General features: G+C 59.2%; 32 protein-coding genes. 18 read left to right on the top strand and 14 right to left on the bottom strand.

The window, feature by feature from the left end; genetic code table 11:
- Nucleotides 1-8 precede the first annotated feature (8 nt).
- From KGA82_RS08890 to KGA82_RS08880, 3 genes are read left to right on the top strand one after another with little or no spacing between them, the layout of a single operon-like run.
- Nucleotides 9-317 (top strand): DUF2388 domain-containing protein, encoded by a 309-nt coding sequence (locus KGA82_RS08890; RefSeq protein WP_008044658.1) that lies wholly within the window; start codon nucleotides 9-11, stop codon nucleotides 315-317.
- A 27-nt stretch (nucleotides 318-344) separates the two neighbouring features.
- Nucleotides 345-665, top strand: a complete 321-nt coding sequence (locus tag KGA82_RS08885; protein ID WP_008027752.1) for a DUF2388 domain-containing protein — start codon at nucleotides 345-347, stop codon at nucleotides 663-665.
- Complete coding sequence (locus tag KGA82_RS08880; protein WP_223450134.1) at nucleotides 662-2623, top strand: DUF4105 domain-containing protein; 1962 nt, start codon at nucleotides 662-664, stop codon at nucleotides 2621-2623. Before KGA82_RS08885 ends, KGA82_RS08880 begins: the two co-directional genes overlap by 4 nt.
- A gap of 125 nt (nucleotides 2624-2748) precedes the next feature.
- Here KGA82_RS08880 and KGA82_RS08875 read toward each other — a convergent pair whose 3' ends face one another.
- The 3 genes from KGA82_RS08875 to trpB all read right to left on the bottom strand — a co-directional run bounded on the left by KGA82_RS08875 (nucleotide 2749) and on the right by trpB (nucleotide 5361).
- Nucleotides 2749-3192 carry an anti-virulence regulator CigR family protein gene (locus KGA82_RS08875; protein ID WP_008027748.1) on the bottom strand — a complete coding sequence of 148 codons (444 nt, stop codon included), beginning with the start codon at nucleotides 3190-3192 and terminating at the stop codon, nucleotides 2749-2751.
- A 121-nt stretch (nucleotides 3193-3313) separates the two neighbouring features.
- Complete coding sequence (gene trpA / locus KGA82_RS08870; RefSeq protein ID WP_008027744.1) at nucleotides 3314-4126, bottom strand: tryptophan synthase subunit alpha; 813 nt, start codon at nucleotides 4124-4126, stop codon at nucleotides 3314-3316.
- Nucleotides 4126-5361, bottom strand: a complete 1236-nt coding sequence (gene trpB, locus KGA82_RS08865) for a tryptophan synthase subunit beta (RefSeq protein WP_008027742.1) — start codon at nucleotides 5359-5361, stop codon at nucleotides 4126-4128. Before trpB ends, trpA begins: the two co-directional genes overlap by 1 nt.
- 126 nt (nucleotides 5362-5487) lie before the next feature.
- Between trpB and KGA82_RS08860 the strand changes: the two genes are divergently transcribed.
- Nucleotides 5488-6381, top strand: a complete 894-nt coding sequence (locus tag KGA82_RS08860; protein ID WP_008027740.1) for a LysR family transcriptional regulator — start codon at nucleotides 5488-5490, stop codon at nucleotides 6379-6381.
- Here KGA82_RS08860 and KGA82_RS08855 read toward each other — a convergent pair.
- Nucleotides 6378-6704 carry a YqjD family protein gene (locus tag KGA82_RS08855; protein WP_008027738.1) on the bottom strand — a complete coding sequence of 109 codons (327 nt, stop codon included), beginning with the start codon at nucleotides 6702-6704 and terminating at the stop codon, nucleotides 6378-6380. The two genes, KGA82_RS08860 and KGA82_RS08855, sit on opposite strands and share 4 nt — an antisense overlap.
- A 158-nt stretch (nucleotides 6705-6862) precedes the next feature.
- On the opposite strand from KGA82_RS08855, the gene KGA82_RS08850 reads away from it, so the two are divergent.
- Entirely contained in the window at nucleotides 6863-7078 is a 216-nt protein-coding gene (locus tag KGA82_RS08850) for a dodecin (protein WP_008027736.1), read from the top strand.
- 122 nt (nucleotides 7079-7200) lie between these two features.
- A complete protein-coding gene (locus tag KGA82_RS08845) occupies nucleotides 7201-7422 on the top strand; it encodes a DUF1161 domain-containing protein (RefSeq protein WP_223450133.1) in 222 nt (73 codons plus the stop codon).
- A 69-nt stretch (nucleotides 7423-7491) separates the two neighbouring features.
- Here the strand turns inward: KGA82_RS08845 and KGA82_RS08840 are convergent, their stop codons facing one another.
- Nucleotides 7492-8493 (bottom strand): LLM class flavin-dependent oxidoreductase, encoded by a 1002-nt coding sequence (locus KGA82_RS08840; protein WP_008027732.1) that lies wholly within the window; start codon nucleotides 8491-8493, stop codon nucleotides 7492-7494.
- A 243-nt stretch (nucleotides 8494-8736) separates the two neighbouring features.
- Between KGA82_RS08840 and KGA82_RS08835 the strand changes: the two genes are divergently transcribed.
- Nucleotides 8737-9165 (top strand): OsmC family protein, encoded by a 429-nt coding sequence (locus KGA82_RS08835; protein WP_008044663.1) that lies wholly within the window; start codon nucleotides 8737-8739, stop codon nucleotides 9163-9165.
- Nucleotides 9166-9315: 150 nt separating this feature from the next.
- Nucleotides 9316-9555, top strand: coding sequence for a DUF1161 domain-containing protein (locus KGA82_RS08830; RefSeq protein ID WP_223450132.1), 240 nt, complete (start codon nucleotides 9316-9318; stop codon nucleotides 9553-9555).
- Nucleotides 9556-9561: 6 nt separating this feature from the next.
- Here the strand turns inward: KGA82_RS08830 and KGA82_RS08825 are convergent, their stop codons facing one another.
- Nucleotides 9562-9984 carry a hypothetical protein gene (locus tag KGA82_RS08825; protein ID WP_223450131.1) on the bottom strand — a complete coding sequence of 141 codons (423 nt, stop codon included), beginning with the start codon at nucleotides 9982-9984 and terminating at the stop codon, nucleotides 9562-9564.
- A 40-nt stretch (nucleotides 9985-10024) separates the two neighbouring features.
- Nucleotides 10025-10447: a hypothetical protein gene (locus KGA82_RS08820; protein WP_008027723.1), complete on the bottom strand. Its 423-nt coding sequence runs from the start codon at nucleotides 10445-10447 to the stop codon at nucleotides 10025-10027.
- 60 nt (nucleotides 10448-10507) lie between these two features.
- On the opposite strand from KGA82_RS08820, the gene KGA82_RS08815 reads away from it, so the two are divergent.
- On the top strand, nucleotides 10508-11599 hold the full coding sequence (locus KGA82_RS08815; protein ID WP_223450130.1) for an aminopeptidase: 1092 nt from the start codon (nucleotides 10508-10510) through the stop codon (nucleotides 11597-11599).
- An 87-nt stretch (nucleotides 11600-11686) separates the two neighbouring features.
- Here KGA82_RS08815 and KGA82_RS08810 read toward each other — a convergent pair whose 3' ends face one another.
- From KGA82_RS08810 to KGA82_RS08800, 3 genes are all read right to left on the bottom strand, one after another.
- Nucleotides 11687-12145, bottom strand: a complete 459-nt coding sequence (locus KGA82_RS08810) for an REP-associated tyrosine transposase (RefSeq protein ID WP_008027719.1) — start codon at nucleotides 12143-12145, stop codon at nucleotides 11687-11689.
- Between the two features lie 199 nt (nucleotides 12146-12344).
- On the bottom strand, nucleotides 12345-12995 hold the full coding sequence (locus tag KGA82_RS08805; protein ID WP_008044671.1) for an HAD family hydrolase: 651 nt from the start codon (nucleotides 12993-12995) through the stop codon (nucleotides 12345-12347).
- Between the two features lie 26 nt (nucleotides 12996-13021).
- Nucleotides 13022-13567 (bottom strand): gamma carbonic anhydrase family protein, encoded by a 546-nt coding sequence (locus KGA82_RS08800; RefSeq protein WP_223415770.1) that lies wholly within the window; start codon nucleotides 13565-13567, stop codon nucleotides 13022-13024.
- Between the two features lie 62 nt (nucleotides 13568-13629).
- Between KGA82_RS08800 and prlC the strand changes: the two genes are divergently transcribed.
- Together prlC and KGA82_RS08790 are read left to right on the top strand one after the other, a co-directional pair.
- A complete protein-coding gene (prlC, locus tag KGA82_RS08795) occupies nucleotides 13630-15708 on the top strand; it encodes an oligopeptidase A (protein ID WP_223450129.1) in 2079 nt (692 codons plus the stop codon).
- Nucleotides 15705-15989: a YheV family putative zinc ribbon protein gene (locus tag KGA82_RS08790; protein ID WP_008027712.1), complete on the top strand. Its 285-nt coding sequence runs from the start codon at nucleotides 15705-15707 to the stop codon at nucleotides 15987-15989. Before prlC ends, KGA82_RS08790 begins: the two co-directional genes overlap by 4 nt.
- A 44-nt stretch (nucleotides 15990-16033) precedes the next feature.
- Here the strand turns inward: KGA82_RS08790 and KGA82_RS08785 are convergent, their stop codons facing one another.
- Both KGA82_RS08785 and KGA82_RS08780 read right to left on the bottom strand, forming a co-directional pair.
- Entirely contained in the window at nucleotides 16034-16675 is a 642-nt protein-coding gene (locus tag KGA82_RS08785; protein ID WP_008027710.1) for a dual specificity protein phosphatase family protein, read from the bottom strand.
- A gap of 198 nt (nucleotides 16676-16873) precedes the next feature.
- Nucleotides 16874-17179, bottom strand: coding sequence for a hypothetical protein (locus KGA82_RS08780; protein WP_223450128.1), 306 nt, complete (start codon nucleotides 17177-17179; stop codon nucleotides 16874-16876).
- A gap of 231 nt (nucleotides 17180-17410) precedes the next feature.
- Here KGA82_RS08780 and KGA82_RS08775 point away from each other — a divergent pair, with 231 nt between their 5' ends.
- The 3 genes from KGA82_RS08775 to KGA82_RS08765 all read left to right on the top strand — a co-directional run bounded on the left by KGA82_RS08775 (nucleotide 17411) and on the right by KGA82_RS08765 (nucleotide 21061).
- Complete coding sequence (locus KGA82_RS08775; protein WP_008027708.1) at nucleotides 17411-18469, top strand: PA0069 family radical SAM protein; 1059 nt, start codon at nucleotides 17411-17413, stop codon at nucleotides 18467-18469.
- Nucleotides 18470-18712: 243 nt separating this feature from the next.
- Nucleotides 18713-19444, top strand: coding sequence for a carbonic anhydrase (locus KGA82_RS08770; RefSeq protein ID WP_008044681.1), 732 nt, complete (start codon nucleotides 18713-18715; stop codon nucleotides 19442-19444).
- Between the two features lie 90 nt (nucleotides 19445-19534).
- A complete protein-coding gene (locus tag KGA82_RS08765) occupies nucleotides 19535-21061 on the top strand; it encodes a SulP family inorganic anion transporter (RefSeq protein WP_223450127.1) in 1527 nt (508 codons plus the stop codon).
- Nucleotides 21062-21156: 95 nt separating this feature from the next.
- On the opposite strand, the gene KGA82_RS08760 is transcribed toward KGA82_RS08765, so the two are convergent.
- On the bottom strand, nucleotides 21157-21807 hold the full coding sequence (locus KGA82_RS08760) for a hypothetical protein (RefSeq protein WP_008027703.1): 651 nt from the start codon (nucleotides 21805-21807) through the stop codon (nucleotides 21157-21159).
- A gap of 371 nt (nucleotides 21808-22178) precedes the next feature.
- On the opposite strand from KGA82_RS08760, the gene coxB reads away from it, so the two are divergent.
- The 4 genes from coxB to KGA82_RS08740 all read left to right on the top strand — a co-directional run bounded on the left by coxB (nucleotide 22179) and on the right by KGA82_RS08740 (nucleotide 26572).
- On the top strand, nucleotides 22179-23306 hold the full coding sequence (coxB, locus tag KGA82_RS08755) for a cytochrome c oxidase subunit II (protein WP_008027701.1): 1128 nt from the start codon (nucleotides 22179-22181) through the stop codon (nucleotides 23304-23306).
- An 82-nt stretch (nucleotides 23307-23388) separates the two neighbouring features.
- Complete coding sequence (ctaD, locus tag KGA82_RS08750; protein ID WP_008044690.1) at nucleotides 23389-24981, top strand: cytochrome c oxidase subunit I; 1593 nt, start codon at nucleotides 23389-23391, stop codon at nucleotides 24979-24981.
- A gap of 126 nt (nucleotides 24982-25107) precedes the next feature.
- Nucleotides 25108-25659 carry a cytochrome c oxidase assembly protein gene (locus KGA82_RS08745; RefSeq protein WP_008027696.1) on the top strand — a complete coding sequence of 184 codons (552 nt, stop codon included), beginning with the start codon at nucleotides 25108-25110 and terminating at the stop codon, nucleotides 25657-25659.
- Between the two features lie 25 nt (nucleotides 25660-25684).
- Complete coding sequence (locus KGA82_RS08740; RefSeq protein ID WP_008027694.1) at nucleotides 25685-26572, top strand: cytochrome c oxidase subunit 3; 888 nt, start codon at nucleotides 25685-25687, stop codon at nucleotides 26570-26572.
- 4 nt (nucleotides 26573-26576) lie between these two features.
- Here the strand turns inward: KGA82_RS08740 and KGA82_RS08735 are convergent, their stop codons facing one another.
- The gene (locus KGA82_RS08735; protein WP_008027692.1) at nucleotides 26577-26780 is read right to left on the bottom strand and encodes a twin transmembrane helix small protein; all 204 of its coding nucleotides are present in this window, start codon (nucleotides 26778-26780) and stop codon (nucleotides 26577-26579) included.
- Nucleotides 26781-26810 lie beyond the last annotated feature (30 nt).

Here is a 26810-nt window from a genome sequence, read left to right as displayed (position 1 = left end):
CGAGTCTCATGCGTTTTCTTACCTGTCTGTTGATCACTCCGGTACTCATGGCGGCCAGTTGGGCAAGCCTGGCCCATGCCTTCGACCTGACGACGCAAGGCGTCGTAGCTACTGGCTACGCCACAAGCATGGTGACCTCCGCACCCTTCGACCGTAAGCTTCTGCTCGCCGCCAGGGATGACGCCGCTTCATTTATCGCCAGTGACGGCCAATTGCGAGGCGCACAACTGGAGTCGGCCCTGATTTACCTGCGCCAGACCCAGCCAAAACTTCATGCAAGCGACCTTGAACTGGCACACGCTATTCTCGTCCAATAGTTATCCTCGTTCCCCCGGAGTCGTTCCATGCGTAGCCCGCTGATTGTCGCCACCCTTGGCCTGCTGCTGTTGGCCGATGTAACCCAGGCGCACACCCTGGTTGCCACCAGCAACATCCTCATCAACGCCACTCGCCGGACCCTTGATTTCACTTCCGATACCACGACGTCCATCCGTGACGCGAAAATCGTTCGAGAAGCCCATGACGATGCCGCCAGTTTCGTCGCCAGTGATGGCGATATCCGAGGCGCGCACCTGGAAGCAGCGCTCAACCTATTGCGCACCCGCGTACCGGAAGCTCGGGACGCCAGTGATCAGGTCATCGCCGAAGCCATCCTCGCACTGTGAGGTCGCTAAATGCCTGGCTTCTGATGGGGGCCATGTTGCTGCTCGGCAACACGGCTCAGGCCGGACTGCAATTACAGCTCAAGACCGAAGGCCTGAGTCCCGCGCAACAGCAGGCCAGCCAGGCGCTGCTTGATGAAGCCATGCAGGCGTTGCCGCCGCGGTTCATCGAGCAACTCGACCGGCGCATCGACGTTGGCTGGACTGATGACATGCCGAGCAATGCCTACGGCCAGGCGTCGCTGGTGTCCGAACTCGACCTGAACCGCAACCTGCTCGCCAGCCTCACCGACGGCAGCGCCGCAACCAAGAAGACTTATCGCCCTCATGGCACCGTGCGCAGGGAAATGCTGGCCACGGTGCTGCACGAACTCACCCACATCTATGACCGCTCGCGTTTTTGGCCAGCCGCCGAACGCACGCTGATCCAGCGCTGCACCCGGCGCACCAACAGTTCCGGCCTGATCGGTATTCCGGATGAATGCCGTGGCCAGTCCGACCGACGCTTCACCCTCAGCGATGACCCGCGCCTGCTCGACCTCGCAGGCTGGCCGCAATACGTGGGCCGTCGCGGCGAGCGCGAACAGTACAACCGCCAGATCGCCCGCAGCCCGGACATCTACGAGACCAGCAGTCCCAAAGAGTTCGTCGCGGTGAACATGGAGTACTTCCTCCTCGACCCGAGCTACGTCTGTCGCCGCCCTGCGCTCTACCGCTACTACAAAGAACATTTCGGCTGGGCTCCCGCCGCCAAAGACACCTGCGGCAAATCGTTCGCCTTCCTCAATGCCGGTAACGACTTCGCCAAACAGCCTTTGGGCCAGGTCGATCCAGAGCGGGTGTATGCCGTGGATTATCTGTTGGCCGAAGCCAACCAGAACTGGGTCAGCCGCTGGGGCCACAGCATGTTGCGCCTGGTGATCTGTGCTCCCGGCCGGCCACGAGGGCCGGATTGCCGGCTGGATCTGGATCAACACCTGGTGTTGTCCTACCGCGCCTTCGTCGGTGATGTACAGCTGTCGAGCTGGGATGGATTGGTCGGCAAGTACCCATCGCGCCTGTTCGTCCTGCCGCTGGCCCAGGTCATCGACGAGTACACCAAGACCGAATTGCGCAGCCTCGCCTCGGTGCCGCTGAACCTGTCGCGCAACGAGATCGAAGACGTGGTGGAACACGCCGCCGAGATGCACTGGAGCTACGACGGCAATTATTTCTTCCTGTCCAACAACTGCGCGGTAGAAGGCCTGAAGTTGCTGCGCAGCGGCACCAACAACGCAAAGCTGGTCGGGCTGGACAACATCATGCCCAACGGCTTGCTGGAAGTGCTCAAGGGTCGCGGCCTGGCGGATACCAGTGTGCTGGACGATCCTCGCGAAGCGCTGCGGCTTGGCTATCGCTTCGACTCTTTCCGAGATCGCTATCAAGCGATGTTCGAGGTGCTGAAAAAGCACCTGCCGATCAAACAGGACAAGGTCGAAGACTGGCTGGCCTTAAAGGCCGAAGAGCGTCGTAAATGGATTGATCAGGCTGACCTGCGCACCAGCGCGGCTTTGCTGCTACTGGAGCAGGCCGCTTTCCGGCAACAACTGGTGCTGGCCCAGGACGAAGTGAAGCAACGCTATCTCGGTGCCCGGGAATTGCAGAACGGCGGTATGGACAAGGCCAATGCGACGTTGAAGCAGATTCTCGCCAACAGCGGCTTCCTCAGTCGTCCGGCGGAGCTGCTTGGTACCGGCGGTTATGGTTTGCCGCAACCCAGCGAGTGGCAACGCCTGGAATCGGAAAGCAGCCTGAGGCAAAAGCAGCTCCAGGCGCTGACCGGCGACCTGGACAAGGAAGTGAGAGCGTTGCTCGACCCGAGTCGTGCGGCGGAGATGGCTGCCAACGAAGCCAACCTGAAGCAGGTTGGTGAACATTTGCGTAAATTGCATAAAGCGGCGGGCGGGTTGGAGTTGCCGTAGTAATTGCTGCCCACTGTAGGAGCGAGCCTGCTCGCGATGGACTTGAAAGCGCCGGGTTCCGTCGGGAAACACGCGTTATCGTTAACGACCATCGCGAGCAGGCTCGCTCCTACAGTTTCATCACGTCAGAGCACCCCTTCCAGAATTTCATAGACGATCCCGGTACCCACGGCGATCAGCACAATGTCGCCCCCCGCGCGGCGCCATTCGTAACCCTGGTAATACGGCAGCCGACTCAGCGCGCGGTTGTCCAGGCGCTCGCCGTAATAACCGTGCGGCAATGGCCGACCACGCTCCAGATGAATGCCTGGAGGTGGCGGCGCACCCCGTACGAAGTAGCCATGATTGTCATGAATCGTCTGGCGTACCGGACCAAAGTCCCGTGGCGGAGGGCCGCCGCGATGGTTGTCCTGCGGGCCGCGATGGTCATCGCCACGGTTATCGTAATGGCCCTGTTGCTGACCGCCGCGGTCGTGATCGTCGCGCTGATCGGCGCTGGCGTGCAGCAACGGGGTGGCACTGAGCATCAGCACACCCAGGCTGGCAATCAGACGTTTCGGCATTTTCATCGGGTCTTTCCTCACGGCACACACAGCAAAAAGGGCTTCAGAACGTAGTCCTGAAGCCCTCGGTCTTGCTGTTTAGTCTGTACCGCGAGGCTCTAATTCCTCTGTATCAGGAACTTTACCTTCAGCTGACGCGGGCCTGACGCACGCCATCGGCCAATGCCGCGCAAAGACTCAGTACGCCATCAACCGCTTGATCCGGCGTCGAGGCGTTGGCGATGTGATCGATCAACGCCGAACCCACCACCACACCGTCGGCCAGACGCGCGATTGACGCCGCTTGCTCCGGTGTACGAATACCGAAACCGATGCTGATCGGCAGATCAGTGTGGCGGCGCAGACGGGCCACCGCTTCTTCAACGTGCTCCAGCGTCGCCGCGCCGGCACCGGTCACACCGGCCACAGACACGTAGTAAACGAAACCGGAGCTGCCGTTCAAGACCGTCGGCAAACGCACATCATCGGTCGTCGGGGTAGTCAGACGGATGAAGTCCAGACCGGCAGCCTGGGCCGGGTCGCACAGTTCGCCGTTGTGCTCGGGCGGCAGGTCGACCACGATCAGGCCATCCACGCCGGCCTCTTTGGCATCGGCGATGAAGCGCGGTACGCCGTACATGTGGATCGGGTTGAAGTACCCCATCAGCACCAGCGGCGTATCGCTGTTGCCTTCGCGGAACTCGCGAACCATTTGCAGGGTTTTCGCCAGGTTCTGTTTGGCGCCCAAGGCGCGGATGTTGGCCAGCTGGATCGCCGGGCCGTCAGCCATTGGGTCGGTGAAAGGCATGCCCAACTCGATCACGTCGGCACCGGCACCAGGCAAACCTTTGAGGATCGCCAGGGAAGTGTCATAGCTCGGGTCGCCGGCGGTGACGAAGGTCACCAGGGCGGCGCGGTTTTGTTCCTTGAGTTCGGCAAAACGCGTTTGCAGGCGGCTCATCAGTGTTTCTCCTGCTGGGACTGCACTTGTTGAGAGTTTTCCATGTGGTGCATCACGGTCTGCATGTCTTTGTCCCCGCGACCGGACAGGTTGACCACCATCAGGTGATCTTTCGGCAGGGTCGGTGCGCGTTTGAACACTTCGGCCAGGGCATGGGCGCTTTCCAGTGCAGGAATAATCCCTTCCAGGCGGCAGCACTTGTGGAACGCGTCGAGGGCTTCGTCGTCGGTCACCGAGGTGTATTGAACGCGACCGATGTCATGCAACCAGGCGTGTTCCGGGCCGATGCCTGGATAGTCGAGGCCGGCGGAGATCGAGTGGGCGTCGATGATCTGGCCGTCGTCATCCTGCAGCAGGAAGGTACGGTTGCCGTGCAATACGCCCGGTACGCCGCCATTCAGGCTGGCCGCGTGCTTGCCGGTCTCGATGCCGTAACCGGCCGCTTCGACACCAATGATTTCGACGCTCTTGTCGTCGAGGAACGGGTGGAACAGGCCCATGGCGTTGGAGCCACCGCCGATGCACGCCACCAGGCTGTCGGGCAGACGACCTTCCTGGGCTTGCAGTTGGTCACGGGTTTCCTTGCCGATGACGGCCTGGAAGTCGCGAACCATTGCAGGGTAAGGGTGCGGACCGGCCACGGTGCCGATCAGGTAGAAGGTGCTGTCGACGTTGGTCACCCAGTCACGCAGCGCTTCGTTCATCGCGTCTTTCAGGGTGCCGGTGCCGGCCACGACCGGGATCACCTCGGCGCCCAGCAGTTTCATGCGGAACACGTTGGCTTGCTGACGCTCGATGTCGGTGGTGCCCATGTAGATCACGCAGTCGAGGCCAAAACGCGCGGCCACGGTGGCCGTCGCCACGCCGTGCATGCCCGCGCCGGTCTCGGCGATGATGCGTTTCTTGCCCATGCGCCGCGCCAGCAGGATCTGGCCGATGCAGTTGTTGATCTTGTGCGCGCCGGTGTGGTTCAGCTCTTCACGCTTGAGATAAATCTTCGCGCCGCCACAGAACTCGGTCAGGCGTTCAGCGAAATAGAGTGGGCTTGGACGTCCGACATAGTCGCGCTGGAAGTAGGCCAATTCTTCTTTGAATGCCGGATCTTCCTTGGCCGCTTCGTACTCGCGGGCCAGATCGAGGATCAACGGCATCAGGGTTTCGGCGACGTAGCGGCCGCCGAACGAGCCAAACAGGCCGTTGGCGTCGGGGCCGTTGCGCAGATTAGTCTGGGTCATGGGTCGCTCCGGTTGAATGGGTGAGTTGAAGCTTTTGAAAAGAGAGTGGGCTTAACTCTACCCCTGACGCCTCAGGCTGAAAACCGATAAGATCGCCACAACCTGTCAGGAAAACTCACAGATCACATGAGCCACGACCTTCCCCCGCTGAACGCGCTTCGCGCCTTCGAAGCCACTGCCCGCCTGAACAGCGTCAGCCAGGCCGCCGAACAGCTGCACGTCACCCATGGTGCCGTCAGCCGGCAATTGAAAGTGCTCGAAGAGCATCTCGGGGTGAGTCTGTTCATCAAGGAGGGTCGCGGCCTTAAACTCACAGATGCCGGCGTACGATTACGCGATGCCAGCGCTGAAGCCTTTGAGCGCTTGCGCACCGTCTGCGCCGAGCTGACCCAAAGCACCGCCGACGCGCCGTTCGTGCTCGGCTGTTCAGGCAGCCTACTGGCGCGCTGGTTTATTCCGCGACTGGGGCGGTTGAATGCTGATCTACCGGACCTGCGCCTGCACTTGTCCGCCGGAGAAGGTGATCTCGATCCCCGTCGTCCGGGGCTGGACGCCTTGCTGGTGTTCGCCGAGCCGCCATGGCCTGCGGACATGCAGGTTTACGAATTGGCCAGCGAACGCATCGGCCCGGTCATGAGCCCACGCTTCGCCGATTACGAACTGCTTCAACAGGCGCCAGCAAGCGCGCTGTTGAAGCAGCCGTTGCTGCACACCACTTCCCGTCCGCAGGCCTGGCCAAGCTGGGCGCAGCAAAGCGGCCTCGACGCCAAAGCGTTGAAGTACGGGCAGGGCTTCGAGCATTTGTATTATTTGCTGGAGGCGGCAGTGGCTGGTCTCGGTGTCGCGATTGCCCCTGAACCTTTAGTCGCCGAGGACTTGAAGGCAGGGCGCCTGGTTGCGCCGTGGGGTTTCAGCGAAACCCCGGCGCAACTGGCGTTGTGGCTACCCAAGCGCGCCGCGGACGGACGCGCTCGGCAACTGGCGCAGTGGCTGAAAAACGAGCTGCGCCAGACGGATTAATCGCCGCGTTTACACAGCAGATAGGCCGCGAGCAGACCCAACGCCCCCACCGCGACACCGGCTGTAGTCCAAGGGTGTTCCTGGGCGTAGTCCCGAGTGGCGATCCCGGTTTCACGGGTTTTGACTTTGACTTCTTCGTACGCATCGCTGAGCAAATGTCGCGAATGCTTGAGGGCGCTCTCGGCATTGGCTTTCAGCGCCTTGAGGGTTTTACGCGACTCGTCCGAGGCGTCGTCCTTCAGGTTCTCCAAAGACTTCAACAGACTCTCGATCTCGGCTTCCATGCTTTGCAATGAGGCTTTACGTAAAGAGGTATTGGCCATGGTGGCTCTCCTGCATTGATGATGAGTGGCGTGTGTTGGTTGGGACTTCAGAGGTTCAAGAAAGTGCAGTAAATCTGAACTTCTGCCTCTTGAAGGCCGGCAGAAGTAATACGAAAAATCACTGCTAGGCTGTATTTCACACCCTGAGGAGAACGCCCATGACTGACCATCACACTTACAAGAAAGTCGAACTTGTCGGCTCATCCACCAGCAGCATTGAAGACGCCATCAACAACGCGCTGGCCGAAGCCAGTAAAAGTCTCAAGTACATGGAATGGTTCGAAGTGACCGAAACCCGCGGGCACATCAAGGACGGCAAGGCAGCGCACTTCCAGGTGACGCTCAAGGTCGGGTTCCGGATTGCCAGCAGCTAAGATTGAGCTAGTCTTCTGAACTTGCGCGCTGGCCGAGTGCCATAGGGAATGGCAAAGCGCTACATGAGTGCATCCGGCTGAAGGCTGGATGCTCCCTTTGATCCGACCAGGGAATGCGACCGATGAAGAAGTTTATGTTGGCGGTAGGTTTGTTGAGCCTTGCGGGCGCGGCGTTTGCTGACGGCAAGCCATGCGAAGAGCTGAAAGCCGAAATCGCAGCGAAGCTGGATGCCAAAGGCGTTTCTGGCTACTCACTGGAAATCGTTGATAAGGGCACCGCTGCTGGCGGAAAAGTCGTCGGCACCTGTGAGAAAGGCACCAAGGAAATCGTCTACAAACGGTAGGCCGATTCCATCGTTAAACGAAAAAGCCGACGCAATGGCGTCGGCTTTTTTATGCGCGCTGTTTAAGCGTCAGCCCTTCATGACTTGCGCCAGCAGCTCATAGGAATGCACGCGATCGGCATGTTCATACAGGTCGCAGGTAAAAATCAGCTCGTCTGCCTGGGTCTGCTCGATCAATACGTCCAGCTTGGCGCGGATTTTCTGCGGGCTGCCCACCATCGCCAGTCCCAGGAAATCATGCACCGCGTCTTTCTCATGGGGCAGCCACAGGCCATCCATGGTTTTCACCGGTGGACGCTGGACCAGGCTTTGACCACGCATCAACGCGAGGATGCGCTGGTAAACCGATGTCGCCAGATACTCGGCCTGCTCGTCGGTGTCAGCCGCTACCAGCGGAACGCCAAGCATCACGTAGGGCTTGTCCAATACCGCTGAAGGCTTGAAGTGATTGCGATAGACGCGAATCGCCTCATGCATGAAGCGCGGTGCGAAATGGGAAGCGAACGCGTAGGGCAAACCGCGCTCACCTGCCAGTTGTGCACTGAACAGGCTCGACCCCAACAACCAGACCGGGACGTTGGTGCCGGTGCCCGGCATGGCGATGATTCGCTGGTCTGGCGTGCGTGGACCGAGGTAGCGCACCAGCTCCGCCACATCTTCAGGGAAATCATCGGCACTGCCGGAACGCTCGCGACGCAAGGCGCGTGCAGTCATCTGATCGGAACCGGGGGCGCGGCCCAGGCCCAGGTCGATCCGGCCCGGATACAGGCTTTCGAGGGTGCCGAACTGCTCGGCGATCACCAATGGCGCGTGGTTGGGCAACATCACGCCACCTGAACCGACCCGAATGGTCGACGTGCCGCCGGCCAGATAGCCCAGCAACACCGAGGTCGCGGAGCTGGCGATGCCGTCCATGTTGTGGTGCTCGGCCACCCAGAAGCGGTTGTAGCCAAATTTTTCGACGTGCTGCGCCAGGTCCAGGGAATTGCGCAGCGACTGGGCCGCGCTGCCGTTCTCGCGCACGGGCACCAGATCAAGGGTCGAGAACTTGATATCGGACAGTCGTTTCATAAACCTGCTTCTCCAGTTGAGGTCGCAGGTTTTTTCTTGCAAACGAAAACCTGCCGAATCCATAAGCGTGCTTCATGCAATGAGGGCATATACCCGAGTTTCAATAGCCGAGACAAAAAAACCTACGAAAACGGTAGGACTAATGAATTCAGGTGAACTTTGCACCGCCGTCTATCCTCAGAACCCTGGCAACCGAAAACCACGAAGGCGCGACGCTTCGCGCCGGATCTTGAGGAGGCAGACATGGCTATTACCAAGAAAGCATCGGCGCATTGGGAAGGTGACCTGAAAACCGGCATCGGCTCGATTTCCACCGAGACTGGTGTTCTCAGAGAAGCGCCCTACGGCTTCAAGGCACGTTTCGAAGGCGGTAAAGGCACCAATCCGGAAGAGCTGATCGGCGCGGCCCACGCCGGTTGTTTCTCCATGGCTTTTTCGATGATTCTCGGCGACGCCGGTCTCAAGGCTGACAGCATCGATACGAATGCCGAAGTCACGCTGGACCAGGTCGACGGAGGGTTTGCGATCACTGCGGTGAAGTTGATCCTGAAGGCGAAAATCCCTGGGGCGACCCAGGCGCAGTTCGAGGAACTGAGCAATAAAGCCAAAGAAGGCTGCCCGGTGTCCAAAGTGCTGAATGCGAAAATCAGCCTGGATGCGACGCTGCTCTAGACCCGTCTTATCGGGCAAAAAAAATCGCAGCCTTCGACAGGCTGCGATTTTTTTGCGCTGAAACAAAACCCGGCTGGCGTCCCTGTGGTCGAATAAATGACAGCAGTGAAAACGCATCAACCTGCGTGCTGCCTCAAAGGAGCTTCAACCATGAAACGTTTTGCCCTGGCGATTATCTGCAGTGTGCTGGCCACTTCGGCACTCTCTGCGCCCAAGGATTGCGAAGAACTCAAGAACGAGATCGAAGTGAAGATTCAGGCGAATGCCGTGCCCTCCTACACGCTGGAAATCGTGTCGAAGGAAGAGGCCGCCCAGCATGACGCCGCGATGGTCGTCGGCACTTGCGACAACGACACCAAAGCCATCATTTACCAGAAGAACGACAGTTGATCCGCCTCACATGAGGCAATAGGACGCTCGGTCTTCAGCGACGATTTCCCGCTTGGCGTTGTACAACCGAGCGCCGGGAGTGAACGCTATCGAACGGCCTTCCAGCACATAACGCTGGCCTGCTTCGAAATGATCGTAGTTGATGGTCAGGTAGCACAACCGTTCCGTGGGACCGCTCATCACACCAAAGCCCCCGCCACCGGGCACTTCAAAGTCGAATCGAACGACCAGCTCATGACTGCCGGGCGTCACCTGGAAGAAACGCCCGTCGCGCAGTCGCTGCTTGTCCAGTCGTTCCGCCATCAGCAACTTATCGTTGGGGAATGGCGTAGAAAACTCGACCCACGCCATCTGTGGATCGACCGCCGGTAACGGGCTCTGGCAACCGGCAAAGGCGCTTGCCGCGAGCAATAGCAATAACCTGCGCATGACGAATGTCCCGAGGATTGGACATTCAGCATAACGCCGATCAGGTCCGTTGACAGCCTGCCGGAGTGCCTTGGCCTATCACTTTTCGTTGTTGGTCATAGAGCTTGGCCCACGGCCGAAAACCGATATTCCCTGCTTGCAGCTGATATTTCTCACCCGCGTTGAAATTGTTGAATTTCACATTCAGTTGGCAATCGCGCCATAGCGGCTCGGCGTCCGGCCCGATGTTGCTCGGATCGACCGGGAACAGATAACGCACCGTCAATTCATGACTGCCGGGCTGGACCTCGAAGTAGCGCTTGTCGGTGGAGGCCTTGTCATCGACTTCCAGCGCTTGCAATGCGGTGTCTTCCTGCGGTGTATCGAGATCGATCCACGCTTGAGACGGATCATGGTGGGGTAATCCGAATCCTGCACAGCCTGTCAGCAACAACAGGCCTCCCGTCAGCATCATCTTGCGCATAGCGGAGCTCCAGTCAGGCGGGATAGTCTTGCGGGAAGACTCTCCAGGGATGATTTTATTTTGATCAGGCCGCTTCCAAGCCTTGGGTTACTTGATCGCGTTTTGCGTGTTTTGTTTCCGGGTGTGTTGTTTTTGTTGCTCAACGGTTGCGCCAGCGTCAGCTATTACAGCCAATTGGCCAGTGGCCAGCTGAAATTGCTGCGGGCTCGGGAGCCGGTTTCCGACGTGATTGCCGACCCCACCCGCGATCAAAAGCTGCGTGCGCATCTGGCCCAGTCGCAAAAGGCCCGGTCGTTTGCCAGCCAGCAGCTGCATCTGCCGGATAACCAGAGCTACCGTTTGTACGCCGACATTGGCCGACCGTTCGTAGTCTGGAACGTGTTCGCCACGCCGGAATTTTCCCTGACGCCGCAAAACCACTGCTTTCCCGTCGCCGGTTGCGTCGCCTACCGCGGCTATTACAACCAGAGCGCGGCCCGTGGTGAGGCGGCGTTGCTGCGACTGCAAGGTATGGACGTGTCGATCGGCGGCGTCGAGGCCTATTCGACGCTCGGCTGGTTCAACGATCCGATTATCAGTTCGATGATGGGTTGGGGCGATGAACGGTTGGCAACGCTGATCTTCCATGAACTGGCGCATCAGCGTTTTTATGTGAAGGACGACACGGAGTTCAACGAGTCTTTCGCCACGTTCGTTGAACAGGAAGGCACTCGGCAGTGGCGCGCCCATCGCGGGTTGGCGCCGGACAACGGCGCCCAAGCGCAGCGGCGTGACCAGTTCATTCAGCTGGTTCTGGATACGCGCTCGCGACTGGAAAAACTCTACGCCCTGCCGCTGCCAACCGAGCAGATGAGGCAACGCAAAGCCGCTGAGTTCGAGCGCCTACGAGCCGAATACCGGCAGATACGCGACAGCCAATGGGCTGGAGATAAACGCTATGACGCGTGGATCAACGCGCCGATGAACAATGCGCGGTTGTTGCCGTTTGGTTTGTACGACCAGTGGGTGCCGGCGTTTGCGGCGTTGTTCCGGCAAGCGGGTGGGGATTGGGTGAAGTTTTATGCGGCGGTGGAGAAGCTTGGTGCGTTGGAGGTTACTGAGCGCAAGGCGGCATTGAAGGCGTTGGCGGAATCGAAAATTTCCGGTGACTGAATAGGCCTCTTCGCGGGCAAGCCTCGCTCCTACAGGACTGATGAACATCCGTAGGAGCGAGGCTTGCCCGCGAAGGCGCCCTTAAGGTCACAACCAGATTGCATCCCACAGAGGATAATTCCCTACCTTCTCAACCAAACCCGCACGCAACGGGTTAGCGACGATGTAGCGAGCAACCGCCTGCAAGTCCTCTTCCTTTCGAATGGCGCGATCATGATAGCCGTGTTGCCAAACCGGACCTTGACGGCCAACTGAACGATTAAGCGTCACTGCAATGCGTGATTTGGTCCGAGCCATCAACTTGGGTAGCTGAGTATTTTTTAGCTCGATCAACCAATGGAAATGATCGGGCATGACGACCCAGGCTAGCGACGTCGCAAACTCTTCTCGCTCTGCCGTTCGAAAAGCATCAACCACCAAACGCCCATTGTAGAAGTCGCGGAACAACGGTTCTCGATTCAAAAGCACCGCTGTCAGTAGGTAAATCTGCCCGGACTCCGAATATCGTCCTGTGCGCAATCGGTGAGCGTGTTTTAACTCCGGCAATGATGATCCTCCTTGATCGTGGCCCGCCTCTTCAGGCTAGAACGACAAGCAGGATTTTGAGTGAGAACAGTTGATCAGGATGTGTATCGGCGGACGCCTTCGCGGGCAAGCCTCGCTCCTACAGGTTCAGCGTCGTTCGCCAATATCGTGAACGACGCTGAACCTGTAGGAGCGAGGCTTGCCCGCGAAGGCGTACTTATCAGCGCTGCAAAAACGCCTGATGCATCTCATCCAGCGTTTCAAAATGATAGGTCGGTGCTTCCGCGCTCAGTTCCTCACGGCTGCCAAAACCGTAACCCACCGCCGCCGCATCCAGCCCATTGCTGCGTGCGCCGATCAGGTCGTGTTTGCGGTCGCCGATCATCAAGGTGTTGGCCGGGTCCAGGCCTTCTTCCGCCATCAGGTGGGCGATCAACTCGACTTTGTTGGTCCGCGTGCCATCCAGCTCGCTGCCGTAAATCACCTTGAAGTGTTTGGCGAAGTCGAAGTGCCGAGCGATTTCCCGGGCGAAGATCCACGGCTTGGAGGTCGCGATGTACAGCTGACGCCCTTGCCCGCCGAGGGTTTCGAGCAGCGGGGTGACGCCATCGAACACGCGGTTTTCGTACAGGCCGGTGACCTTGAAGCGCTCGCGATAGAAATTCACCGCCTCCCACGCCTTGGGCTCGTCGAAGTCGTAGAACTGCATGAACGCCTGCAACAACGGCGGGCCGATGAAGTGTTCAAGCTTGGTCAGGTCGGGTTCTTCGATACCGAGTTTGCTCAGGGCGAACTGGATCGAACGGGTGATGCCCTCGCGCGGGTCGGTCAGGGTGCCATCGAGGTCGAACAAAACGGTTTGGTAATGCATGTTGAATCCTGAATAAGGGCGCGGGGTCAGAGCTGATCGTAGCCTTCGGCCAGATGCAGGTCCTTGAGCTTCACGTAATTCGCCGCGCTGTAGGTGAAAAAGGCTTTTTCCTTGTCCGTCAGCGGGCGGACCTGTTTCACCGGACTCCCCACATACAGAAAACCACTGTCCAGGCGTTTGCCCGGTGGCACCAGGCTACCGGCGCCGATGATCACATCATCCGCAACCACCGCACCGTCCATGACGATGCTGCCCATGCCGATCAACACCCGGCTACCCACGCTGCACCCATGGAGCATGACTTTGTGCGCGATGGTCACGTCGTCGCCGATCAGCAACGGAAAGCCATCGGGGTTGAACGGCCCGGCGTGGGTGATGTGCAACACACAGCCGTCCTGCACGCTGGTGCGCGCACCGATGCGGATGCGGTGCATGTCGCCGCGGATCACCGTCAGCGGCCAAACGGAGCTGTCATCGCCGATTTCGACGTCGCCGATCACCACCGCCGAACTGTCGACAAAAGCGCCTTTGCCCAGCAGCGGCGTGTGGTTCTGATACTTGCGAAGGGTCACGATAGGGTTTCTCTCTGTTGCCGATAGCTGCGGTGAGCGTCGATTGTAATTAAGATGGCCGCATGTTTCTTCCAGCCAAGGTGCCAAACGTGAGCGTGAACAACCCTCTTTTGCAGTCCTACGACCTGCCGCCGTTCTCGGCGATCCGGGCCGAACACGTGCAACCGGCCATTGAACAGATCCTGGCTGACAACCGCGCCGCGATTATCGAGATCCTCAAAACCCAGGGCAAACAACCAACCTGGGCCGGCCTGGTGCTGGCGATGGACGAACTCAACGATCGCCTCGGCGCTGCCTGGAGCCCGGTCAGTCACCTGAACGCCGTGTGCAACAGCCCCGAATTGCGCGAAGCCTACGAGTCCTGCCTGCCAGCGCTCAGCGCCTACTCCACCGAGCTGGGCCAGAACCGCGAACTGTTCGAGGCCTTCGAAGCCTTGGCCAACAGCCCGGAAGCCGCCGGTTTCGACGTCGCGCAGAAAACTATCCTGGAACACTCCCTGCGTGACTTCCGACTGTCGGGTATCGACCTGCCAGAAGCCGAGCAGAAGCGTTACGCCGAAGTACAAAGCAAGCTCTCCGAACTGGGCAGCCGCTTCTCCAACCAACTGCTCGACGCGACTCAAGCCTGGACCAAGCACGTTACCGACGAAGCAGCCCTCGCCGGCCTGACCGATTCGGCCAAGGCACAAATGGCTGCGGCTGCGCAGGCCAAGGATCTGGAAGGCTTCCTGATCACCCTGGAATTCCCGAGCTACTACGCGGTGATGACCTACGCCCAGGACCGTGCCCTGCGCGAAGAAGTCTACGCCGCCTACTGCACCCGTGCGTCGGACCAAGGCCCGAATGCCGGCCAGAACGATAACGGGCCGGTGATGGAAGAAATCCTCGACCTGCGTCAGGAGCTGGCAAAACTGCTGGGTTTCGCCAGTTTCTCGGAGCTGAGCCTGGCCACCAAGATGGCCGAATCCAGCGATCAGGTGCTCAGCTTCCTGCGCGATCTGGCCAAGCGCAGCAAGCCGTTCGCCGCTCAGGACCTGGACCAGCTCAAGGCTTACGCCGCCGAACAAGGCTGCCCGGACCTGCAAAGCTGGGACAGCGGTTTCTACGGTGAAAAACTCCGCGAACAACGTTACAGCGTTGCCCAGGAAGCCCTGCGCGCTTACTTCCCGATCGACAAAGTGCTGGGCGGTCTGTTCGCCATCGTTCAACGTCTGTACGGCATCGAGATCGCCGAACAGAAAGGCTTCGACACCTGGCACCCGGACGTTCGCCTGTTCGAGATCAAGGAAAACGGCCAGCACGTCGGCCGCTTCTTCTTTGACCTCTACGCCCGCGCCAACAAGCGCGGCGGCGCGTGGATGGACGGCGCCCGCGACCGTCGTCGCACGGCTGAGGGCGTGTTGCAAAGCCCGGTGGCCAACCTGGTGTGCAACTTCACCCCGGCCGACAGCGGCAAACCGGCGCTGCTGACCCACGACGAAGTGACCACCCTGTTCCACGAATTCGGTCACGGCCTGCATCACCTGCTGACCCGCGTCGAACACGCCGGCGTATCCGGCATCAACGGCGTGGCGTGGGACGCGGTCGAGTTGCCAAGCCAGTTCATGGAAAACTGGTGCTGGGAGCCGGAAGGCCTGGCGCTGATTTCCGGTCATTACGAAACCGGCGAACCGCTGCCGCAGGACCTGCTGGGCAAAATGCTCGCCGCGAAGAACTTCCAGTCCGGCCTGATGATGGTGCGTCAGCTCGAGTTCTCGCTGTTTGACTTCGAACTGCACGCCACCCACGGCGATGGCCGTAGCGTGCTGCAAGTGCTCGAAGGCATACGCGACGAGGTCTCGGTCATGCGCCCGCCGGCTTACAACCGCTTCCCGAACAGCTTTGCGCACATCTTCGCTGGCGGTTATGCGGCGGGTTACTACAGCTACAAATGGGCTGAAGTACTCTCGGCAGACGCCTTCTCGAAGTTCGAAGAGGACGGCGTGCTCAACGCCGAAACCGGTCGCGCCTTCCGCGAAGCGATCCTCGCGCGCGGTGGTTCGCAGGAGCCGATGGTGCTGTTCGTCGACTTCCGTGGCCGTGCCCCGTCGATTGACGCACTCTTGCGCCACAGCGGCCTGAGTGAGGACGCAGCAGCATGAGCGAGGGACCTGTGAAGACGAAAAAACGCTTTATCGCCGGGGCGGTCTGCCCGGCCTGCAGCGAGCCGGACAAATTGATGATGTGGAGCGAAGACGATGTCCCGCATCGCGAGTGCGTGGGCTGCGGTTATTCCGACACGTTGAATGAACAAGGCCTGTCCGTGCCCAAGGAATTGGGCACACGGGTCAACACGTCAGCGCTGAAGGCGCCGGACGCCAAGGTTCAGGCCGTGCAGTTTTTCCCGAACCCGAAGCTGAAGAAAAAGCCTGACGAACACTGAGTGCAGCAATGACCTCCCGCAGCGCAATGCTGTGGGAGGTGCTGTTACTCGACGTGGGCCGACTTGAACCAGCTCTTCATCGAGCAGGCCGCGAACGGGCTTGTACTGCATTCCCCATTGGCCAGCGCCGTGCGCAGCTTCTCGGCATCCGCCTGCATCATGTAACGAATACCGTCCTTGAAGTGGGTGCTGTCGCCAAAGCCACCTTGAGTCATCTCGTTCAGGGCGTCTTCCTTGCTCCAGCCTTGCACCACTACCCGGTACATGGCGGCCATCAGGCCGGTCCGGTCCGATCCGTGCTTGCAGTGCATCAACACCGGTCCCTTGGCTTCGGCGGCCTGAATGGTGCGAAGGGCCTTGAGTACATCCGCGTCATCCACGTGGTTGGTGCGATAGGGCAACTGCACCTGGTCTATACCGGGCGTGGCCAGCCAGCTTGAATCCGACTCGGGCAGGAAGTTGATCACGGTGGCGACCTTGAGTTTTTCCAGCAACGGGACGGCTCCGCGGTCAGGCAATGCACTGCGGTAGAGCGTTGGAGACATCTGGAAGAGGTTGTACTGCACCTCGACCGATTGAGCCCACTCCGCAGGACGGGGTGCGACCGCATCGTCAGCGTGGGCGAGCGTCAGATTGAGGAATGCGACCAGCGACAGGCACATCGCAGGGATAAGACGTAGGGACATGCTCGGCGACCGTATGCAAAGAGGCGGGATGACGACGCCAGATTGAGCCCTGATCAGTCAAAGACCTGTGAGCCGTCTGTCAAAGAATCGTGAATCATCCATTTATATACGATTGATCAACCATGGACGACGGTAGTTTCATGCCCCATTGCAACTAAGCCTGTATGAATCTCACACAGGCTTAGTTAAATAACAGGCTTAAGGATTGACGATACTGGAATACGCTTTCGCCAAGGCCAACAGTTTCTCCTTGTCATCACTGTCGATATCGCCGTCACCGTCCACATCGCTATTGACTACTTTGATAGTGAAGGACCGGCCACCATCACTGGAGACCGCCGTCACGTAGGCTGAATCCACCAGGGCCTCGGTCGACAGCTCATTCACGGCGTCCCACCCCAGCTCCTTGCGAGCCAGTTGCATCGATACCTGGGCTTCCCGCGGGTTGACAATACTCGGCGCCAGCAATTGTAAAAAGATACCGCGTTGATTAAATAACGACATTTATTAACTCCATTTAATAAGTAAATACACGGAACTTCGTGCGAAGCGAATACTACTTATCAAGTTAGCGTCGGGGCTATTCGATATTTGTTTCCCGGCGTTGCGCCAAGTTGTACTTGTCAATAAATTCCACAATAAATGGTCATCCTGCTTTGCCGGAGCGCCAAACGGCACTGGCTGGGTCGCTCAACCTTCGATACTGTATGCACATACAGCTACGAGTATTGTCAGATGAGCACTCCCTTGCCACCCCGCGGTCGCGGCACCGCCACCAACCCGCACAACCGCTTCGCGCCAAACCGCTCGGTGGCGGAGGACGATGGCTGGTATCAGGAGGCGCCGATGACCCAGGGCACCGAGGTGCGCATCGAGACCGCTAAAACCATCATCACCCGCAACAACTCGCCAGACTTGCCTTTCGATCGCTCGATCAATCCCTATCGCGGTTGCGAGCATGGCTGCATTTATTGCTACGCACGGCCCAGCCACGCCTATTGGGACATGTCGCCGGGGCTGGATTTCGAAACCCGATTGATCGCCAAGACCAACGCCGCCGACGTGCTGGAAGAACAGCTGTCCAAACGCGGCTATCAATGCGCGCCGATCAACCTGGGCTCCAACACGGATCCTTATCAACCGATCGAACGCGAACACAAAATCACCCGCAAAACCCTGGAGGTGCTGCTGCGTTACCGTCACCCGGTGACCATCATCACCAAAGGCTCGCTGATTCTTCGCGACCTGGACCTGCTGGCCGAACTTGCCGAGCAAAGGCTGGTGGCGGTGATGATCAGCCTCACCACGCTGGACGATGAACTCAAACGCATCCTCGAACCGCGTGCCGCAGCGCCCAAGGCCCGTCTCCGGGCGATCCGGGTGATGCGTGAAGCCGGGATTCCGGTGGGGGTGCTGTGTTCGCCGATGATTCCGATGATCAACGACAGCGAGCTCGAAAGCCTGTTGACCGAGGCACAGGCGGCCGGCGCGCAAAGTGCGGCCTACATGATGCTGCGCCTGCCACTGGAAGTGGCGCCGTTGTTCGAAGAATGGCTGGCAGCCCACTATCCTCAGCGGGCGGCCCATGTATTGAGCCTGATCCGCCAAAGCCGTGGTGGCGAGCTCTACGACAGTCGGTTTGGCAGCCGGATGCGGGGCGAAGGTCCATTTGCCGACCTGCTGGCGCAACGCTTTGCCAAAACCATCAAACGCCTGGGGCTCAATCAGCGGGAAGGATTCAATCTGGATTGCGAAGCCTTCTGTCCGCCGGGTCGCCAGATGTCGCTGATTTAAGGACAATTGGCCTATGGTGAGTAATGGAAAACGTGCGACGCATTTAGGCTGGTCACGTTTTTTGTGATCTGGAACACACGTTCTAGAGCGGTTCATTCAGTTTCAGTTAAGATTCGGCCGCTACCTTGTTCATCGAGTGACTGACGGGTCGAGATTTACGGCCTGGATGTTTTTTATACAGCCACTGGCTTCACACCGGACAAAACGGGAAAATTCCCTGACTCCGCCAATGAGGATGAATTCATGAGTGACAAGGATAAACAGCCGTTGGCTGCGTCGGCTTCAGCCCAAACCGAGGCAGAAACCGCCGATGCAGCGTTGAAGCATATTGTTGACGGCTTTTTGCATTTTCATCATGAGATCTTTCCGCAGCAGGAAGAACTCTTCAAAAAACTCGCCACGGCTCAACAGCCAAGGGCGATGTTCATTACCTGCGCCGACTCACGCATCGTGCCCGAACTGATTACCCACAGCTCGCCGGGTGATCTGTTCGTGACCCGCAACGTGGGCAACGTCGTACCGCCTTACGGCCAGATGAACGGTGGCGTATCCACAGCCATCGAGTACGCGGTGCTGGCGCTGGGCGTGCAACACATCATCATCTGCGGCCACTCCGATTGTGGCGCGATGCGTGCGGTGCTCAATCCCGACAGCCTGGAAAAGATGCCCACAGTCAAAGCCTGGCTGCGGCATGCGGAAGTCGCGAAAACCATGGTGCACGACAACTGCAACTGCACCGACGAAAACGAGACCATGCACATCCTCACCGAAGAGAATGTCATCGCCCAATTGCAACACTTGCGTACCCACCCCTCGGTAGCCTCGCGCATGGCGAACGGTCATCTGTTCATCCATGGCTGGGTCTACGACATCGAGACCAGCGCCATCAAAGCTTATGACGCCGATCAGGGTCGTTTCCTGCCGCTCGATGGCAGCCATCCGATTCCAGTGGCGACGCCCAAAGCGCGCTTCTAAATCTTCCTAAAAATCTGTGTGGTTTGACCCCGGCCGCTGTTTCAGCGGTCCGGCCTTGCCATGCCTGAAGAAAACTTCGGGAGAATCACCATGCGTGCAGCGCAACTCAAAGCTGTTCTGCCACGGGAGCTGCTCGCTTCAGTGGTCGTGTTTCTGGTCGCCCTGCCCTTGTGCATGGGCATCGCCATCGCCTCGGGCCTGCCACCCGCCAAAGGCCTGATCACCGGGATCGTCGGCGGTCTGGTGGTGGGCTGGCTTGCCGGCTCGCCACTGCAAGTCAGTGGCCCGGCGGCCGGGTTGGCCGTTCTGGTATTCGAACTGGTGCGCCAGCACGGCATCGCCATGCTTGGGCCGATCCTGCTACTGGCGGGTTTCCTGCAACTGGTGGCCGGGCGCTTGAAGCTGGGCTGCTGGTTTCGAGTGACGGCGCCGGCGGTGGTCTACGGCATGCTGGCCGGGATTGGCGTGTTGATCGTGTTGTCACAGGTGCATGTGATGCTCGACTCGGTGCCGAAACCTTCCGGGCTGGATAACCTGGCCGCCTTCCCCGCTGCGGTGGCTCAAGCCCTGCCTTCTTTTGGATGGCAAGCCGGCTTGCTCGGGATCGCAACCATAGCGGTGATGTGGCTGTGGGAAAAACTCCGCCCACATTCCCTGCGCTTCATTCCGGGAGCGCTACTGGGCGTAGGTCTGGCGACTGTTGCCAGCCTGATGCTCGCCTTGCAGGTCAAACGGGTGGAAGTCCCGGCCAATCTGGCGGAAGCCATCGACTGGCTGAAACCCGAAGACTTGCTCAACCTGGCCGACCCGACCCTGCTGATCGCCGCTTTCGCCGTGGCCTTCATCGCCAGCGCCGAAACCCTGCTGTCGGCCGCAGCGGTAGACCGCATGCACAGCGGCCAGCGCTCGGACTTTGACCGCGAATTGTCGGCTCAGGGTGTCGGCAACATGCTCTGCGGCCTGCTTGGTGCGCTGCCGATGACCGGCGTGATCGTGCGCAGTTCGGCCAACGTGCAGGCCGGCGCCACCACCCGAATGTCGACGATATTCCATGGCCTGTGGTTGCTGGCGTTCGTGTTGCTGCTGTCGAGCGTGCTGCAAAGCATTCCCGTGGCGAGCCTGGCGGGTGTGTTGGTTTACACAGGTTTCAAATTGGTGGACCTGAAAGCCTTTCGCAGCCTGGGCCGATACGGCCGGATGCCGATGTTCACTTACGCGGCGACAGCGCTGGCGATCATCTTTACCGATCTGTTGACGGGCGTGCTGATCGGCTTCGGACTGACGCTGGCGAAACTGGCGTGGAAGGCCTCACGGTTGAAAATCAGCCTGATCGATCTGCCCAAGGACGGCGAGATGGAATTGCGACTGATCGGGGCGGCGACCTTTCTCAAGGTGCCGGCACTGACTCAGGTGCTGGGGACCATCCCCGCCGGCGCGACGGTGCATGTGCCGCTCAATAACCTGAGCTACATCGATCATTCGTGCCTGGAATTGCTTGAGGAATGGGGGCGGGCCAATGCGGCCAAGGGTTCGACGCTGCTGATTGAGGCGCGGGGGTTGAAGCGCAGGCTGGAAGGGCGGTTGCGAACCACCACCGGAGTAGGCTCCACCGCCTAAAACACCCCTGTAGGAGCGAGGCTTGCCCGCGAAGCTTTTGGCGTATTCAAAGACGCCTTCGCGGGCAAGCCTCGCTCCTACAGGGAGCATTGGGGTTATGCGGCGGGTTGGTCCAGTTCGAGACCTACGCCCAGCCGGCGCGACATGCATGGCCAGCGTTTCCACGCAGCGCCGGTATCCGGGCTGCTGAGCTTCGCGCGGTAGGCTTCGACCGATTCCAGCGCAAAGCTTTCATCGTCGAGCATGTTATCCACCGCGTGGTGCACCACTTCATCCAGTTGGTTGGCAAATTCCTCACCGATCAGTTGGTGAGCGATCAGGTTGGCGACAGTCATGTCCAAGGGGATCAGTGGCTGGCCAAAATGCTTGATGTACAGGTCGTTGACCTCTTCGACAAACCGATGCGCCAGATAGGCCTCGTCCAGCAGGCTGTCCAGTCCGACGTGCCCTGCCATGATTTCTGGCGGCTGAAGGAAGTATTGCTCGGCAATTTTCAGCACTGGTTTGATCTGTGACTCGATACCCGCTTCCCTGGCGACTTCATTGGCTGCATCCAGCAGATCAGGAACTTCATCGATATAGGCGGCTACAAAACGCGTCAGCACGCCATTGGCATCCGCCTCCGGCAGTTGGATCGATGGGTGTAGATGAGGCAGTTTGCTTTCCAGCTGACGTGTCAGCAGGCCGGTCTCGGCTTCATGTTGTTGGGCTTTTTGGATCTGCTCGCGCAATGCGGCGGTGTTCATGAAAACTCCAGGAAACAAAGGCAATGAAATAGGGAAGACATAACTTAGCTGGCATCCAAAATCTGCTAAGACGCATTTGTCATAAATATTTCATCCTTGAGACGTCAAAGTTATATCGATGTGCCACCACTCCTCTGCATCCTTCTCCATTCGTGACCTAGAACGCAAGTCCCAGCTGTTTCAGATGATTTACGCCCTCACATTGCGAGGTAGCAGTCGCTGTCTATACTCGGGTTGGAATGGAGTTAGCTGATGACGTCCGACTGCACACGCAGCAAGACCCGGCGATTCAAGTTCGTAGTCTGAAAAAGCCGCTCCCTTGCCGCAGGTGAAAGCCGGCGGGATAACAAGAACGATAAGGGGAACCCGCAATGATGCGACATCCACACGTCTGGATGGGCCTCCTGTTGTGGTCGATTTTCAGTCAGGCACAAGCGGCCTGGACTGTGAATATGGCGCCGGGAGCGACTGAAATCAGTCACGCAGTATTTGACCTGCACATGACCATTTTCTGGATCTGTGTAGTGATCGGCATCATCGTCTTCGGCGCCATGTTCTGGTCGATGATCCTCCACCGCCGCTCGACCGGGCAGGTGGCCGCCAAGTTTCATGAAAGCACTACCGTCGAAATCCTCTGGACCATCGTGCCCTTCATCATTTTGGTGGCCATGGCGGTACCGGCGACAGCGACCCTGATCAAGATGTACGACGCCAGTGAGCCGGATATCGATATCCAGGTCACCGGCTATCAGTGGAAGTGGCACTACAAATACCTGGGCCAGGACGTCGAGTTCTTCAGCAACCTGGCCACTCCCGCCGACCAGATCCACAACAAGGAAGCCAAGGGCGAGCACTACTTGCTCGAGGTCGACAAGCCGCTGGTGCTGCCGATCGGCGCCAAGGTGCGCTTCCTGGTGACCTCTGCCGACGTCATCCACTCCTGGTGGGTGCCAGCCTTCGCGGTCAAGCGCGATGCGATCCCGGGGTTCGTCAACGAAGCCTGGACCCGCGTCGACAAGCCCGGTCTCTATCGTGGCCAGTGCGCCGAGTTGTGCGGCAAGGACCACGGCTTCATGCCGATCGTGGTCGAGGTCAAGGAAAAGGCCGATTACGAAAAATGGCTGGGCGAGCGCAAGGCAGAAGCAGCGCAACTCAAAGAACTGACCAGCAAGGAATGGACCCTCGACGAGCTCAAGGAGCGCGGCGACAAGGTCTATCACACCACTTGCGTGGCCTGTCACCAGGCCGAAGGCCAAGGCCTGCCGCCGATGTTCCCGGCGCTCAAGGGCTCGAAAATCGCCACCGGACCGATCAAGGATCACTTGGGCATTGTCTTCCACGGCAAGCCTGGCACCGCCATGGCGGCGTTCGGCAAGCAGCTGTCGGAAGTCGATATCGCAGCGGTCGTGACCTACGAACGTAACGCCTGGGGTAATAACAAAGGCGACATGGTCACGCCTAAAGAAGTGCTGGAGCTGAAACAGGCGGAAAGCAAATGACCCGGTCTATTGCGTACACCAGCAACCGGTCGGGGCTCTGCGCCCCGGCCCGCCCAGCCTCTCTGTTTGCAGGAGACATGAAATGACGGCTGTCATCGATGACCCTGTCCATACCCATACCGAGCACGCCCATGGCCCTGCCAAAGGCCTGATGCGCTGGGTGCTGACCACCAACCACAAGGATATCGGCACGCTGTACCTGTGGTTCGCGTTCTCCATGTTCCTCTTGGGCGGTTCGTTCGCGATGGTGATTCGCGCCGAACTGTTCCAGCCGGGATTGCAGATCGTCCAGCCGGAATTCTTCAACCAGATGACCACCATGCACGGTCTGGTGATGGTCTTCGGTGCGGTGATGCCGGCCTTCGTCGGCCTCGCCAACTGGATGGTCCCGCTGATGATCGGCGCGCCAGACATGGCGCTGCCGCGGATGAACAACTTCAGCTTCTGGCTGCTGCCGGCGGCGTTCCTGCTGTTGGTGTCGACCCTGTTCACCCCCGGTGGCGGGCCGAACTTCGGCTGGACGTTCTACGCGCCGCTATCCACGACCTATGCGCCGGAAAGCGTGACGTTCTTCATCTTCGCCATCCACTTGATGGGGATCAGTTCGATCATGGGCGCGATCAACGTGATCGCCACCATCCTCAACTTGCGCGCCCCCGGCATGACGTTGATGAAAATGCCGCTGTTCGTCTGGACCTGGCTGATCACCGCGTTCCTGCTGATCGCGGTGATGCCGGTACTGGCCGGTTGCGTGACGATGATGCTGATGGACATCCACTTCGGCACCAGCTTCTTCAGTGCTGCCGGTGGCGGTGATCCGGTGTTGTTCCAGCATGTGTTCTGGTTCTTCGGTCACCCGGAGGTGTACATCATGATCCTGCCGGCCTTCGGTGCCGTCAGCTCGATCATCCCGGCATTTTCGCGCAAGCCGCTGTTTGGCTACACCTCGATGGTCTATGCCACGGCATCTATTGCGTTCCTGTCCTTTATCGTCTGGGCGCACCACATGTTCGTGGTGGGCATTCCGCTGGTGGGCGAGCTGTTCTTCATGTACGCCACGCTGCTGATCGCGGTGCCGACCGGGGTGAAGGTGTTCAACTGGGCCAGCACCATGTGGCAAGGCTCGCTGACCTTCGAGACACCGATGCTGTTTGCCGTGGCGTTCGTGATCCTGTTCTCCATCGGCGGCTTCTCCGGGTTGATGCTGGCCATCGCACCGGCGGACTTCCAGTACCAGGACACCTACTTCGTGGTCGCGCACTTCCACTACGTACTGGTGCCGGGGGCAATCTTCGGGATCTTCGCGTCGGCCTACTACTGGATGCCGAAATGGACCGGCCACATGTACGACGAAACCCTCGGCAAGCTGCACTTCTGGCTGTCGTTCATCGGCATGAACATGGCCTTCTTCCCGATGCACTTCGTGGGGCTGGCAGGCATGCCGAGGCGGATTCCGGATTACAACCTGCAATTCGCTGACTTCAACATGGTGTCGTCGATCGGTGCGTTCATGTTCGGCGCCACGCAGATCTTCTTCCTGTTCATCGTGATCAAGACCATCCGTGGTGGCCCGCCAGCACCGGCCAAACCGTGGGATGGCGCGGAAGGCCTGGAGTGGAGCATCCCGTCACCGGCGCCGTATCACACGTTCACCACGCCGCCGGAAGTGAAATGAAACACCTCGGTCCTGTAGGAGCCGGCTTGCTGGCGATGAACGATTACGCGGTGCGCCTGACGCACCGCGGTGTTTGCATCGCCAGCAAGCCGGCTCCTACAGGGTTCGGTGTTGAGGGTTTGAATCATGGCTGATTCTGTTTCGATGAAAAAACTGGTCACCCGCCTGTTGCTGGTGGTGGTGGCGATGTTTGTCTTCGGCTTTGCCCTGGTGCCGATCTACGACGTGATGTGCAAGGCGTTCGGCATCAACGGCAAGACCGCCGGGCAATACGAAGGCGAACAAACCGTCGATACCTCGCGGCAGGTCCGCGTGCAGTTTTTGTCGACCAACTCTGCTGACATGTCCTGGGATTTCTACCCCAAGAGCGATGAGTTGACGGCCAACCCAGGGGCAGTCAACGAGATGATCTTCATCGCCCACAACCCGACCGACCGGCCGATGAGCGCGCAAGCGGTGCCGAGCATCGCGCCGAGCAACGCGGCGGCGTATTTCCACAAAACCGAATGTTTCTGCTTTACCCAGCAAGTGCTGCAGCCCGGTCAACGGATCGAGATGCCGGTACGTTTCATCGTTGACCGCGACATGCCCAAGGAAGTGAAGCACCTGACGCTGTCCTACACGCTGTTCGATATCACCGCCCGACATCCACCGGTGGCTGTAAATACTGGCGGCTGAGCGTGCCCGATAAGGAGAACAATAAATGGCAACTCATGAGCACTATTACGTACCGGCCCAAAGCAAATGGCCGATCATCGCCACGGTCGGGATGTTCATCACCGTGTATGGCCTGGCCACCTGGTTCAACGATCTGAAAGCGGCGCGGCCGGAATCCCACGGCCCGCTGATCTTTTTCGTCGGTGGCCTGCTGCTGGCGTACATGCTGTTCGGCTGGTTCGGCACGGTGATCAAGGAAAGTCGCAGCGGTTTGTACAGCGCGCAGATGGACCGCTCGTTCCGCTGGGGCATGAGCTGGTTCATTTTCTCGGAAGTGATGTTCTTCATCGCTTTCTTCGGTGCGCTGTTTTATGTGCGCCACGTGTCCGGACCGGCACTTGGTGGCGAAGGCACCAAAGGCCTCGCCCACATGCTGTGGCCTGCCTTCCAGTGGACCTGGCCGCTGCTGAACAACCCGGACTCCAAACTCTTTGTGCCCCCGAAGGAAGTCATCAGCCCCTGGGGCCTGCCGTTGCTCAATACCGTGTTGCTGGTGAGTTCCAGCGTCACGATAACCATCGCCCACCACGCCTTGAGAAAGGGCCATCGCGGCGCGTTGAAAATCTGGCTGGCAATCACCGTGTTGCTGGGCTGCGCGTTCCTCGGCTTCCAGGCCGAAGAGTACATCCACGCCTACCACGAACTGGGCCTGACTCTGGGCTCGGGCATCTACGGCGCGACGTTCTTCATGCTCACCGGATTCCACGGCGCCCACGTAACCATCGGCACCATCATTTTGTTTGTGATGCTGATGCGAATCCTGCGCGGACACTTCGATAACGAGCACCAATTCGGCTTCGAGGCAGCGAGTTGGTATTGGCACTTCGTGGACGTGGTTTGGATCGGGCTGTTCATTTTCGTCTACGTGCTCTGAGGCTTTACCAAGGCGCAGTAGAGACCAACTGGCCGCTGAAAAAACCCCAGGCGATCAAGCCGACGGTAACAGCGGCCAGGGCAACACGGACACTCAAGGCAATGACGAGGCGGTTCGAGCTGCTGTCGTCCTTGACCAGAAAAAACAGGCCGCTGAACAGGCTGACAACCGTGGCAATCAGCATCAGGACGATGGCTGCTTTGAGCATGGTGGGACTCCGGGGGACAGGCGATGCACT

The sequence above is a fragment of the Pseudomonas sp. BF-RE-22 genome (assembly GCF_019956155.1).
Lineage (GTDB): Bacteria > Pseudomonadota > Gammaproteobacteria > Pseudomonadales > Pseudomonadaceae > Aquipseudomonas > Aquipseudomonas migulae.
Note: the sequence above shows the minus strand (reverse complement) of the source record. Positions and strands in the feature narration are given on the sequence as shown.